The organism is Citrobacter sp. C6_1 (assembly GCF_014596835.2).
Lineage (GTDB): Bacteria > Pseudomonadota > Gammaproteobacteria > Enterobacterales > Enterobacteriaceae > Citrobacter > Citrobacter pasteurii.
The window spans coordinates 4074148-4088176 of sequence record NZ_CP115031.1 but is presented as its reverse complement, the minus strand read 5'-3'; the positions used below and the strand labels follow the sequence as shown (position 1 = coordinate 4088176).

The following is a 14029-nucleotide window of genomic DNA, read 5'->3' as shown; positions in this document are numbered from 1 at the left end:
AGGAGACTGACGTGCGATTCCCCAACCAACGTTTAGCGCAGCTGTTTGGCATGCTGCAAAACGAAGCGCTTCCACAGGACGAGCTGGCGCAGCGGTTGTCGGTTTCCACACGCACCGTACGGGCGGATATCACTGCGCTAAACGCGCTGCTTACTCAGTACGGCGCGCAGTTTGTTCTCAGCCGGGGCAGCGGTTACCAGCTTAAAATTGACGACCCGGTAAGTTATCACTCTCTGCAAACGCAGCAGCCTGAAACGTTGCTGCGCATCCCGCGAACCAGCCAGGAGCGGGTACACTGGCTGGTGGTCCGTTTTCTGACGTCGGCCTTTTCACTGAAGCTTGAAGATTTAGCTGATGAATGGTTTATCAGTCGTGCGACGCTGCAAAACGATATGGCCGAAGTTCGTGAACACCTGCAACGTTATCGTCTGACGCTGGAAACGCGCCCCCGTCACGGCATGAAGCTGTTTGGCAGCGAGATGGCGATCCGCGCCTGTTTGACCGATCTGCTGTGGGCGCTGGCGCAGCAGGATCCGCAGCACCCGTTAGTGATGCAGGAGGCGCTGAATGCCGGGATCTCTGAGCAACTACAGCCTGTTCTGCAGGATATTTTTGCCCGTTTCCATATTCGTCTGACCGATGAAGGCGAGCTGTTTTTACGCTTGTACTGCGCGGTGGCGGTACGGCGGATTAGCGAAGGGTATCCATTGCCGGAGTTTGCCGCAGAAGAAACTGAACAGGCGGTGTGCCAGGCGGCAAGAGAGATTGCGGGGATTTTGCACCAACTGGCAGACAAGCCGCTTTCCGTGTATGAAGAAAACTGGCTTCAGGTACACATTGCCGCCCGTCAGGTACAGGAGATTGCGCCCAGCGCCATCAATGCCGATGATGACGAAGCGCTGGTCAATTACATCCTGCGCTTTATCAACACTCAGTACAACTACAACCTGTTGAATGACAAACAGTTGCATGCCGATCTGCTGACACATATTAAGACGATGATCACCCGCGTGCGCTACCAGATAATGATCCCCAATCCGTTGCTGGAAAATATTAAACAGCACTACCCGATGGCATGGGATATGACGCTGGCCGCCGTCTCGGGTTGGGGGAAATATACGCCGTATATCATCAGTGAAAATGAGATCGGCTTTCTGGTCCTGCATATTGGCGTTGGGTTAGAGCGTAGTTACAACATCGGTTACCAGAGGCAGCCGAAAGTTCTGCTGGTATGCGATGCCGGAAATGCGATGGCGCGGATGATTGAAGCGGTGCTGGCGCGTAAGTATCCGCAGATAGAAATCGTCGATACCGTCACGCTGCGTGACTACGAACAGCGGGAAAGCATTAGCGAAGATTTTGTTATCTCTACCGCGCGGATCGGTGAAAAAGATAAGCCTGTAGTGATGATTGCGCCGTTCCCGACCGATTATCAACTGGAGCAAATTGGCAAACTGGTGCTGGTGGACAGAACCCGCCCGTGGATGCTGAACAAGTTTTTCGATGCCGCCCACTTTCGCGTGATCGACGGCACCATGGATCAGCAGACGCTGTTCAAAACGTTATGTTATCAGTTACAGGATGAAGGTTTTGTCGACGCGGAGTTTCTTGATTCAGTGGTTGAACGTGAGGCCATTGTCAGCACCATGCTGGGCGACGGCATCGCGCTGCCGCACGCCCTCGGTCTGCTGGCGAAGAAAACGGTGGTCTACACCATCCTCGCCCCGCAGGGTATTGCATGGGGCGATGAAACGGCACACGTGATTTTCTTGCTCGCCATTAGCAAAAGCGAATACGAAGAAGCGATGGCGATCTACGATATTTTCGTCACCTTCCTGCGCGAGCGCGCGATGACGCGGCTCTGCGCATGCCAGAATTTCAGTGAGTTCAAAACCGTCGCCATGGAGTGTGTGAGCCGTTTTTGAGAGGCGGAAAACAGAATATTAACCGCCTGGAGATCAACGCAAATGATGCACAACCTGGTTGCTGCTGCCGCGCCAGATTAGCGCCGGGTCTTTGAGATCCTGCACGTATTTGCCATCGACCAGCACGTTGATGAGATCGACCACCTGCATTTGTGCAGCGTTGAGTTCATCGAGCTTGTAGCCGGTCCACACCCAGATATCTTTGCCGGGGCACTCAGCGCGAACGCGCTGCACCAGTTTCAGGATATCCGGCACGTTTTGCTGATGCAGCGGATCGCCGCCGGAGAGCGAGATCCCCTGGCGCTTGATTCGCGTATCGTTTAGATCGGCAATGATCTTATCTTCCATCTCTTTGCTAAACGGCTGGCCGGAATTGAGCCGCCAGGTGCTTTTGTTATAGCAGCCGGGGCATTCATGCACGCACCCGGACACAAACAGCGTGCAGCGGGTGCCGGGGCCGTTAACGATGTCGACGGGATAGTATTGGTGAAAGTTCATAGCTTGTAACCATGCCGGGTGGCGCTGCGCTTACCCGGCCTACAATAAGAGTGCGGTCCGTAGGCCCGGTAAGCGCAGCGCCACCGGGCATTAACGTGGCAGCGGATTAACCTATCTGCCCATTACCTAAATGCTTAACGCGGCGCTTCACTTCTTCCTGCTTACCGGCGTTAAACGGACGGGCGTCCGGGCTGCCTAAATAACCGCAGACGCGGCGGGTGACCGACACGCGCGCGGCGTCGTGGTTACCACATTTCGGGCAGGTGAAGCCTTTGCTGGTGCATTCGAACTCACCGGTAAAGCCGCACTCGTAGCATTCATCGATTGGCGTGTTGGTCCCGTAATACGGCACGTGCTGGTAGCTGTAATCCCAGACGTCTTCCAGCGCTTTCAGGTTGTGCTGAATATTCGGGTATTCGCCGTAGCAAATGAAGCCTCCGCTTGCCAGCGGCGGGTACGGTGCTTCGAAATCGATCTTGTCGTACGGGTTAACCTTTTTCTCCACGTCGAGGTGGAAGCTGTTGGTGTAGTAACCTTTATCGGTCACTCCTGGCACCACGCCAAATTCGGCGGTATCGAGACGGCAGAAACGGTCGCACAGGTTTTCGCTCGGCGTGCTGTACAGGCTGAAACCGTAGCCGGTCTCGTCTTTCCACTGATCAACAGCCTGACGCAGACGTTCGACAATGGCGATACCTTTGGCGCGCAGCTCTTCGCTGTCATACAGGTGCTTATCACCAAATAGCGCGTTGATGGTCTCGTGAATGCCGATGTAACCCAGCGAGATAGACGCGCGGCCATTTTTAAAGATTTCAGACACATCATCGTCCGCTTTCAGACGCACGCCGCAGGCACCTTCCATATACAGGATTGGCGCAACGCGGGCTTTCACACCTTCCAGACGTGCGATACGGGTCATCAGCGCTTTACGTGCCAGAATCAGACGGTCGTCGAGCAGTTTCCAGAAGGTGGCTTCGTCACCATGGGCTTCCAGCGCGATACGCGGCAGGTTGAGGCTGATAACGCCGAGGTTGTTACGCCCGTCGTGAATCTGTTCGCCGTTCTCGTTTTCCCAGACGCCGAGGAAGCTACGGCAGCCCATTGGGGTTTTGAACGAACCGGTGACTTTCACTACCTGATCGTAGTTCAGGATATCCGGGTACATACGCTTGCTTGCGCATTCCAGCGCCAGCTGTTTGATGTCGTAGTTTGGATCGCCAAACTTGTGGTTCAGGCCGTCGCGAATGGCGAAAACCAGTTTCGGGAAGACGGCTGTTTTACGGTTTTTACCCAGTCCCGCGATGCGGTTACGCAGAATGGATTGCTGGATCAAACGTGATTCCCAGCTGGTCCCCAGGCCAAAACCAAAGGTGACGAATGGCGTCTGACCATTAGCGGTATGCAGGGTATTCACTTCATACTCAAGGGACTGGAATGCGTCGTAGCACTCTTTCTCGGTACGGGAATGCGCATAACCGTCAGCATCCGGGATCTGCCACTCTTCAGCGGTTTTACGGTGTTTATTAAAGCTCTCGGTCACGAATGGCGCGAGGACTTCATCAATACGGTTGATCGTGGTGCCGCCATAAATGTGGCTGGCAACCTGCGCGATAATTTGCGCGGTGACGGCGGTTGCGGTCGAGATGGATTTTGGCGGCTCAATCTCCGCGTTACCCATCTTAAAGCCCTGCGTCAGCATGCCTTTCAGGTCGATCAGCATGCAGTTGAACATTGGGAAGAACGGCGAGTAATCGAGGTCGTGATAGTGAATATCACCACGCTCGTGCGCCTGAACCACATCACGCGGCAGCAGGTGCTGACGTGCATAGTGTTTGGCAACGATACCAGCCAGCAGGTCACGCTGGGTCGGGATTACTTTGCTGTCTTTGTTGGCATTTTCATTCAGCAGAGCAGAGTTGGTTTGCTCAACCAGACCACGAATTTCCTGGTTCAGACGGCCACGTTTTTCACGCTGGATATCACGGTCGTGGCGATATTCGATGTACGCACGGGCGAGTTGTTTGTACGGACCAGACATCAGTTGGTTTTCTACCGCGGTCTGGATCTCGTTGATATCGACCTGGCTGCGCTCATTCATCTGACTGCTAACGACTTCTGCGACGGTGGCACAGTAATCTGCGTCATCGACTCCCGCTGCTTTAGCTGCACGCAGAATGGCTTCTTTGATGCGCTCTGATTTAAACGGCACTTTACAGCCATCTCGTTTCATCACATGCGGTGTCATGATCACTCCATATTTATAAGAACAGGTTATCCACAGAGGTTGGGGAAGCGGCCATGGGTTTATTCATCTATCAGGCCAATGACTTCCCGCAATCCTGACCCACTTTATCCACAATTCCACCGCTAACCGGGGAAATGTCGTTGTAGCAATTGTAGTCGATTAATACAACATATTGGGTCGGCGTGCATTTTAAGTTCTATATGTAGTGATTTGCATCAAGGATGTTTACGATTTATTTGATGTAGCGCAAAGTAAAAATCGGAGCGTACAGATGACGGGCAGTACAGCGATTGTAAATTGTGGGCAGAAAAATCTGATTGATTATTCAACAAAAACAGTAGGGTAAATGCTGTGTCAGCACTGAAGCCCGGCAACGCTACACCTGCCGGGCCTGACGCCAATTGCAAGCTACTTTTGTACCCACCAGACGGCTTCGAAAGGACGTAGCGTCATGTCTGCAGGTTGGCTGGCGACCTCGGCATAGTTGTGCATCAGCACCTGCCAGTTTCCCCCGGTATGGTGCGGCTGCCAGCTCTGGAAGGTATCGCTCAGATTGGCAATGACCAGCAGCCGCTGCCCTTGCCACTCGCGTTGGTAACACCACAGATGCGGGCTGTCCGGTAACAAATCCTGATAGTCGCCCCAGGTAATAACCGGCTCCCTTTTGCGCAGTGCGATCAGTCGCTGATAAGCATAGAACACCGAGTCGGCATCGCTCAGCGCTGCCGCCACGTTGATCTCCGCCGCGTTGTCACACAGATTGATCCATGGCTCGCCCTCGGTAAAGCCCGCGTGTTGGCTGGCATCCCACTGCATCGGCGTGCGGCTGTTATCGCGGGATTTACTGGCGAGGATCGCCAGCAATTCGTTGGCATCTCGCCCCTGACCGTTCAGTTCGGCAAACATATTATGGCTTTCCACATCGCGATAATCGGTAATCTGGCTGAAGTGCGGGTTGGTCATGCCGATCTCTTCACCCTGGTAGATATAGGGCGTGCCCTGCATACCGTGCAGCACCATCGCCAGCATTTTAGCGGCTGGAACGCGGTATTTACCTTCATCGCCAAAACGCGACACGATGCGCGGCTGGTCGTGGTTACACCAGAACAACGCGTTCCAGGCCTGATTATGCATGCCCTGCTGCCAGTGGCGGAACAGGGTTTTCAGCGCCACATAATCCGGTTTGGCTAATGTCCACTTCTCACCGTTGGGGTAATCCACTTTCAGGTGGTGAAAGTTAAAGGTCATCGACAGTTCGCTGCCATCGAGCGCGGCGTACTGCTGGCAGTTTTCCAGCGTGGTGGAAGACATCTCGCCGACCGTCATCAGGCCGCGTGGCGTGAAGACGTCGCGGTTCATCTCGCGCAAAAATTCATGTGCGCGCGGGCCGTCGGTATAAAAACGCCGCCCATCGCCGTCGGGATCGTTCGGGAAGTCCTGATCTTTAGAGATCAGATTCACCACGTCGAGACGCAGACCGTCCACGCCGCGATCGGCCCAGAACTCGCACACTTTTTTCAGCTCGGCGCGGACCGCCGGGTTCTCCCAGTTCAGGTCTGCCTGCTCCGGAGCGAAGAGGTGCAGATAGTACTGCTCGCTTGCGGCGTGCCAGCCCCAGGCGCTACCGCCAAATTTGGAGCGCCAGTTGTTCGGCGTGCTGTCTGGTGTGCCGTCGCGCCAGAGATAAAACTGACGATACGGACTGTCTTTATCCAGCGCCTCACGAAACCACGCGTGCTGGGTTGAGGTGTGATTAAACACCATATCGAGAATAATACGGATACCGCGCGCTTTTGCCTGCGCGACCAGTTCGTCAAAATCTTCCAGCGTACCGTAGGTCGGATCGACAGACAGGTAATCCGCGACGTCGTAGCCGTTATCAACCTGTGGCGAAATATAGAACGGCGTCAGCCAGATAGCATCGACGCCCAGCTTTTGCAGATAGTCGAGACGCTGCGTCACGCCGCGTAAATCGCCGGTGCCGCTGCCGGTGGTGTCCTGAAAACTCTTGGGGTAAACCTGATAGATAACGCCGTTTTGCCACCAGTGTGGAATAGTCATGGTTGTTTCCTGGAAATACGCTGGGGCGCAACTGCGCCCCGAAGAAAAGTTAGATGATTTGTAATGTGCCCAGACGATATTTTCTCTGGTAAACAAATGAGGTCAGTACCATTGGGATAACAATCGCAATAGCCATCGCCATACCAAAGACCTGCCAGTAGGTCGGCTGGATGGAGAGGATGCCCGGTAAACCGCCGACGCCGATCCCGTTCGCCAACACACCGTTCAGGCCGCACAGCAGCCCGGCGAGACCGGAACCGATCATCGCGCACAGCATCGGGAAACGGTATTTCAGGTTGATCCCGTACATTGCCGGTTCAGTGACCCCGAGATACGCGGAGATGGCGGCAGGGACTGAGATTTCACGTTCGTTGTGTTTGCGACTGGAGATAATAATGCCCACCACCGCAGAGGCCTGAGCGATATTCGACAGCGCGATCAGCGGCCATACCGGCGTGCCGCCCATGCTCTGGATCATCTGCATGTCGATGGCCAGCGTAGTCTGATGCACGCCGGTGATCACCAGTGGGGCGTACAGGAAGCCGAACAACGCCGCGCCGATCGGGGCAAAACTGCCGGTCAGCAGATGACGAACCGCAAACGCGACGCCGTCGCCGATCATGCGACCAAACGGACCGATGAAGGCGTGTGCGAGGAACACCGCAAGGATCAGCGAGCACACCGGGACGATCACCAGATACAGATAATCCGGCACGATGCGTTTCATCCGCGTTTCAATAAAGCCGAGCGCCAGTCCCGCCAGCAGCGCCGGAATAACCTGTGCCTGGTAGCCCACTTTCTCGATACTGAACAGGCCGAAGTTCCACACTTCCGGCACCTGCTGACCGAGCAAATAGGCGTTCATCAGTTGCGGTGAAACCAGGGTTACGCCCAGCACAATACCGAGGATCGGCGTACCGCCCATTTTTTTCACCGCCGACCAGCAGATCCCGACCGGCAGATAGAAGAAGATCGCTTCGCCAATCAGCCACAGGAAGTCGTAAAGGGTTTTCAGCGAAGGATGCATCTGTGCCAGCGTCTGGCCGTTGCTCATCGGCAGATCGCCGATCACGTTACGGAAACCTAAGATTAAGCCGCCGCTAATCAGCGCGGGCAGCAGCGGGAAGAAGATCTCCGCAAAATGAGAAATCAGCTGTTCATGCCATTTCATATTCTGCCGCGCCGCTTTTTTCGCCTGCTCTTTGTCGGCGCTGGCTTGTCCAGTCGTCGCCAGCAGCGCTTTGTAGTAATCGCCCACCTCGGTGCCAATCACCACCTGAAATTGCCCGGCGTTGGTGAAGCAGCCTTTGACCATCGGCAACTGTTCGATCTCTTTCGGCCTGGCGTTCGCAGGCTGATTCAGCACAAAACGCAGGCGAGTAATGCAGTGACTCACTGTGGCGATATTGTCGCGCCCGCCTACCAGCTCAATCAGCCGGTCGATGTCTGCTTGTTTTATTTTGCTCATGATGACGTGTGTTCCCCGTAGGCCGGATAAGACGCGTTAGGTCGCCATCCGGCAACTCTCGCGTTGTTGGCGCCAGAGTATATCGTCGATAAAAATTTAAAAATGGGAACGTTCCCGAAACGCAGCGAAGATCACAAATTAACGCTCAGAAAGCAATCAGGAGAGGCTGGAGGGAATAACGATTTGTCGTGGTTCGCTGCGGCCGTTGATCTGCTCGATCAGCTGTGAGGCCGCTTGTCGCCCGGCTTCGGCGTATCCTGGGTCGACGGTGATAATTTCCGGATGGAGGAATTTCATCAGCGGCGTGCTGCCCACGCTCGCCAACTGCAGGTTCTCAATTCGCTGCTCCTGCAGGTATTTGCTGACCCCAAGGGCGAGGGTGTCCGTCGCGCAGACTAATGCGGTGGTTTCCGGGGTGATGACACTGGCGGCCTGCTCATAGCCCTGCTTCATGGCCAGACCCGGCAGCGCGGCAACCGGATGCAGTTTGTGTTTCTTACAGAATGCCAGATAAGCTTCATGGCGGCGCTTGCCGGTGGTCACATCGCTATGGGGAACGCCAAGAAAACTGATCTGGCGGTGTTCACGATCGTACAGACGCTGCATCAGGGTATGAATAGCGCCTTCGTCGTCATAACAGACGGAGGCAAAGCCTTTGGCATCTCTTGCCAGCAGCACCAGAGAGTCCTGCCAGGAGGTGAGCATGGTTTCCGTTACGCCGGTAAAACCAAACAGCACCACGCCATCAATGTTGCGACGTTTGAGCATTCCCAGATGCTCCTCTACCAGCTCGGGCGAAAACTGGCTTTCCATCATGATCGGGTCGTAACCCTGCTCATAAAAGGCGGGAAGCATGGTTTGCACGGCGAGATTTTCCGAAAGCGAGTCCAGACGCGTAACGATAATCGCCACCACCTTGTCGCTTTGTCCGCGCATGGCGCGCGCGGAGCGGGAAGGGGAAAAACCGTGCTGATTCATCACGGCTTCAACGCGTTCGCGGGTGCGTTCGCTCACGCCGCTTTCGTTGTTAAGGACGCGGGAAACGGTTGATTTTCCCACGCCGCTTAAGCGGGCGATGTCTTTAATTGTCAGCCGGTTTTGCATCCTGTTTTCCCGTGTTGCGTGCGAAGTTATGCCAAATAGAGAATAACTTTACTCACGCGCAGTGCAATGGGCAAAGTCTGGTATACGTTTGGTTTAGTTTCCATGGTTTATCATACCGCCATAATTGTCACAAACCTTATGGTTTTCTGCGTATAATCCGCAGCGCAAATCATTCACTTACCGGAGGCTATATGGATCCCGATCCCACCCCTCTCCCGAAATGGAGAAACAACCTTTTCCGGTAAGCCTGTCTTTCACTGTCTTACCGGAACTGTAAGACAGTGACGTTCTGACGCCCCTGTTACGATTTTGAGATTGCCATCAGGCAAGGCTTTGCCACGCCTGAAGGATTTACTGCGCCTGTTGATACTGGTGCAGGGGGACTGCCTATGTTCAAAAATATGACTCGCCAGCTGTTTGCACGGCTGAACCGCCATTTACCGCATCGTCTGGTGCATCGCGATCCGCTACCCAATGCGCAGACCGTCGCCAGCACGCCGATCCCGCCTTCACTGAGCGAACATTGCCTGAAAATGGCGCTGATGGACGAAGAGGCGCTGTGGAAAACGTTCGGCGCGCACCCGGAAGGGTTGAACGCCGCAGAAGTGGAGAGCGCCCGCGAAAAGCATGGCGAAAACCAATTGCCGACGCAAAAGCCGTCGCCATGGTGGGTACATCTGTGGGTCTGCTACCGCAACCCGTTTAATATTCTGCTGACCATCCTCGGTGCGATTTCCTATGCCACCGAGGATCTGTTTGCCGCGGGCGTCATCGCGCTGATGGTCGCTATCTCCACGTTGCTGAATTTTGTGCAGGAGGCGCGTTCCACCAAAGCGGCGGATGCGTTGAAAGCAATGGTCAGCAACACCGCTACGGTGCTGCGCGTCATCAACGAGAAAGGAGAGAACGGCTGGGTTGAGCTGCCAATCGACCAGTTGGTTCCTGGCGATATTATCAAACTGGCGGCAGGGGATATGATCCCAGCCGATCTGCGCGTGGTGCAGGCGCGAGACCTGTTTGTGGCTCAGGCTTCACTGACCGGCGAATCGCTGCCGGTGGAGAAAGTCGCGACCAGCCGCGACCCGCAGCAAAACAACCCGCTGGAGTGCGATACCCTGTGCTTTATGGGCACCAACGTGGTGAGCGGCACGGCGCAGGCCATCGTGATTGCGACCGGAGCTAATACCTGGTTCGGGCAATTGGCGGGCCGCGTCAGTGAGCAGGAAAGCGAGCAGAATGCCTTCCAGAAAGGGATCAGCCGCGTCAGTATGCTGCTGATCCGCTTTATGCTGGTGATGGCGCCGATTGTGCTGATCATCAACGGTTATACCAAAGGTGACTGGTGGGAAGCGGCGCTGTTTGCGCTGTCTGTGGCGGTGGGACTGACCCCGGAAATGCTGCCGATGATCGTCACCTCAACGCTGGCGCGCGGGGCGGTGAAGCTGTCAAAACAAAAGGTCATCGTCAAACACCTCGACGCCATCCAGAACTTTGGCGCGATGGATATTCTGTGTACCGATAAAACCGGTACCCTGACTCAGGATAAAATTGTGCTGGAGAATCATACCGATATCTCCGGCAAGCCCAGCGAACATGTCCTGTATTCCGCGTGGCTGAACAGTCATTACCAGACCGGGTTGAAAAACCTGTTGGATACTGCGGTTCTCGAAGGTGTGGATGAAGAATCTGCCCGCCGGCTCTCTACCCGCTGGCAAAAAATCGATGAGATCCCGTTTGATTTCGAACGCCGCCGCATGTCGGTGGTGGTCGCTGAAGAAACCGATGTGCATCAACTGGTATGTAAAGGGGCGTTGCAGGAGATACTCAGTGTCTGTACCCAGGTGCGGCATAACGGTGAGATTGTCCCGTTAGATGACAACATGCTGCGTCGGGTGAAACGCGTTACCGATACGCTGAACCGCCAGGGGCTGCGCGTGGTGGCGGTGGCAACCAAATACCTGCCCGCGCGTGAAGGGGACTATCAACGTATTGATGAGTCAGACTTGATCCTCGAAGGCTATATCGCGTTCCTCGATCCGCCGAAAGAAACGACCGCCCCGGCGCTCAAAGCGCTGAAGGCCAGCGGTATAACGGTGAAAATTCTCACCGGCGATAGTGAGTTGGTGGCGGCGAAAGTGTGTCATGAAGTGGGGCTGGATGCGGGCGATGTGGTTATCGGCAGCAGTATTGAAGGGTTAAGCGACGATGAGCTGGCAAAACTGGCTCAGCGCACCACGCTGTTTGCCCGCCTGACGCCAATGCACAAAGAGCGCATTGTGACCCTGCTCAAGCGTGAAGGTCACGTAGTAGGCTTTATGGGCGATGGTATCAACGACGCCCCGGCGCTGCGCGCGGCGGACATTGGTATCTCCGTTGATGGTGCGGTTGATATTGCGCGTGAAGCGGCGGATATCATCCTGTTGGAAAAGAGCCTGATGGTGCTGGAAGAAGGGGTGATCGAAGGACGCCGTACTTTTTCTAACATGCTGAAGTACATTAAAATGACGGCCAGTTCTAACTTCGGTAACGTATTTAGCGTGCTGGTGGCGAGCGCATTTCTGCCGTTCCTGCCGATGTTGCCGCTGCACTTACTGATTCAGAACCTGCTGTACGATGTATCCCAGGTGGCGATTCCGTTTGATAACGTTGACGAAGAGCAGATCAAAAAGCCGCAGCGCTGGAATCCCGCCGAGTTGGGCCGCTTTATGATCTTCTTTGGACCGATCAGTTCGATCTTCGACATTCTGACATTTTGCCTGATGTGGTTCGTTTTCCATGCCAATACGCCAGAACATCAGACGTTGTTCCAGTCGGGCTGGTTCGTGGTCGGTCTGCTGTCGCAAACGCTGATTGTGCATATGATCCGTACCCGTCGCGTGCCGTTCATCCAGAGCCGCGCCGCATGGCCGCTGATGCTGATGACGCTGGTCGTGATGGTGGTGGGTATTGCGTTACCGTTCTCGCCGCTGGCCAGCTATCTGCAATTGCAGGCGCTGCCGCTGAGCTACTTCCCGTGGCTGATTGCGATTCTGGCAGGCTACATGACATTAACCCAGCTAGTGAAAGGTTTTTATAGCCGCCGCTACGGCTGGCAGTAATTGTTGCTATTTTGACCGACTGTCGTTGTGTTGATCGGATAGATCGCTTGCTGCGCCATCCGGTAAAGGAAATGTGGTTTTTGTAGTAAAAAACGCCTGATGATGCACATATCAGGCGTTTTTCGATAGCGGATTTCCAATCGTCATGTGTCTTTGTTAATGACACCATGAAAATCCTTCCCAGGAAACGAATCGCATTTTTGTACCCGGGAAAGCGTTAATCAAACCAGCTTTTGGTTTTGTTCTCTTCAGCTTTACCCGCGCTTTTCATCAGATCGCGCCCGCCTTCAGATATATTCCGGTTAGCGTCAGCTTCTGACTGCACTACATCGGTTTCAGCTGCTTTCTGTTTCAGCTCCTGATCGATGTACTCGTTTTCTCTTTTTACCCTGGCTTCTTCTCTCGCTAAAGCAAGTTTTTGTTTCTGAATTTCAAGACTACGCAATTCATCTTCATAGCCTTGATCGCGCTTTTTATCCTTGCTGGCTTCGGCATCCAGTTTATCCTGGCGAGCTTGCCGTTCGGCTGCTGCCGCAGCGGCTTTTTTATTTGCCGCTGCCGCCGCGTTGGCGCGTCGTTGTTTTTCTTTTTGAATCTCTCTGTCACGCTCCGCGGCCCAGTCATCGTACTGTTTCTTTTCTTCTTTTTTGCCTTGCTCTTCAGCTTGGGCAACTGCAGAAAGTTGATCCTGCAATGAGGAAGCAACAGAATTTGCGCTGATTACTGACAGAAAGGCACAGAGAAAAATTCGTTTCATAACGTCTCCTGATTTTTATTTTTTCTCAGGACATTTTGCGTTTGGCTGAATACGGGTTTCGTTATAGGTAGTAGAAATCACTACAGCCAGACCTGTTGTAAACTGGCATTCTTTGCCAACCTGAGTAGAGGTATAGACTTTTGTGCCTTCCTTGTAGGTTAATGACACACCCTCAACCAGCGTTTTATCGTTGACCATTGAGCCAGCGGCTGCACCTGCCGCAGCGCCAGTTGCTGCGCCTGCAGTGGTATTCAGATTGCTGCGAGAACCCACATTATGGCCAATAACGCCACCTGCTACCGCGCCAAGTACTGCGCCAGTCGCCTGCGCGGCACGTTTATTCTTGCTATTATCTACGGCAACTTTGGCAGGTAAGACAGAGATAATATTAACGGTTTTAGTTTCTTGCTTTGAGTTTAACTGATCCGTTTGATATACATCAGCCGCATGGTCATCGGCATTAGACTGGCAACCCGCCAAAGCAAAAGAAGAGAGGATGAACATCGGTAAAAGCGCTTTTTTAAAATTCATTACCATTCCTTGTTAAGTTAATTATAAAAGCAAGGCATTCTAAATCGAATTTAGAAAAAAAGTAAACCTACAAAGTTTTTATAGGAATATATAAAATAATGGGTCTGGTTTATAATTTCCCGTCTACATTAGGAAAAGAACATAAATGTAATGCGTGCATTCATATTGGAATTATAAAAAACCATCAACTGATTAGTAAATTATATTATTATGTCGATATTATAATGATGATGTTATTTATTAACGTGGGTTGATATATTTTTTGATTGTGATTTGGTGATTTAATTATCACTGTTAATTATAATTGGCGATGGCTCGGCGTACTTAGAAAAAAGCTGATCA

9 protein-coding genes are annotated in these 14029 nt (G+C 53.5%); 2 read left to right on the top strand and 7 right to left on the bottom strand.

Features of this window, described 5'->3' with window-relative positions; genetic code table 11:
- Positions 1–11 precede the first annotated feature (11 nt).
- Positions 12–1925, top strand: coding sequence for a BglG family transcription antiterminator (locus tag IB196_RS19600; RefSeq protein ID WP_005134200.1), 1914 nt, complete (start codon positions 12–14; stop codon positions 1923–1925).
- Between the two features lie 33 nt (positions 1926–1958).
- On the opposite strand, the gene nrdG is transcribed toward IB196_RS19600, so the two are convergent.
- From nrdG to treR, 5 genes are all read right to left on the bottom strand, one after another.
- Complete coding sequence (nrdG, locus tag IB196_RS19595; protein ID WP_188232403.1) at positions 1959–2423, bottom strand: anaerobic ribonucleoside-triphosphate reductase-activating protein; 465 nt, start codon at positions 2421–2423, stop codon at positions 1959–1961.
- Positions 2424–2529: 106 nt separating this feature from the next.
- On the bottom strand, positions 2530–4668 hold the full coding sequence (gene nrdD / locus IB196_RS19590; RefSeq protein WP_005134198.1) for an anaerobic ribonucleoside-triphosphate reductase: 2139 nt from the start codon (positions 4666–4668) through the stop codon (positions 2530–2532).
- A 408-nt stretch (positions 4669–5076) separates the two neighbouring features.
- Complete coding sequence (treC, locus tag IB196_RS19585) at positions 5077–6729, bottom strand: alpha,alpha-phosphotrehalase (protein ID WP_188232404.1); 1653 nt, start codon at positions 6727–6729, stop codon at positions 5077–5079.
- A gap of 49 nt (positions 6730–6778) precedes the next feature.
- On the bottom strand, positions 6779–8197 hold the full coding sequence (treB, locus tag IB196_RS19580) for a PTS trehalose transporter subunit IIBC (protein ID WP_005134195.1): 1419 nt from the start codon (positions 8195–8197) through the stop codon (positions 6779–6781).
- Between the two features lie 156 nt (positions 8198–8353).
- A complete protein-coding gene (treR, locus tag IB196_RS19575) occupies positions 8354–9301 on the bottom strand; it encodes a trehalose operon repressor TreR (RefSeq protein WP_005134192.1) in 948 nt (315 codons plus the stop codon).
- A 401-nt stretch (positions 9302–9702) separates the two neighbouring features.
- On the opposite strand from treR, the gene mgtA reads away from it, so the two are divergent.
- Positions 9703–12399, top strand: coding sequence for a magnesium-translocating P-type ATPase (gene mgtA, locus IB196_RS19570; protein WP_188092808.1), 2697 nt, complete (start codon positions 9703–9705; stop codon positions 12397–12399).
- A 217-nt stretch (positions 12400–12616) separates the two neighbouring features.
- Here the strand turns inward: mgtA and IB196_RS19565 are convergent, their stop codons facing one another.
- Positions 12617–13156, bottom strand: coding sequence for a DUF5384 family protein (locus IB196_RS19565; RefSeq protein WP_188232405.1), 540 nt, complete (start codon positions 13154–13156; stop codon positions 12617–12619).
- A gap of 15 nt (positions 13157–13171) precedes the next feature.
- Positions 13172–13687: a YMGG-like glycine zipper-containing protein gene (locus tag IB196_RS19560; protein WP_188232406.1), complete on the bottom strand. Its 516-nt coding sequence runs from the start codon at positions 13685–13687 to the stop codon at positions 13172–13174.
- Positions 13688–14029 lie beyond the last annotated feature (342 nt).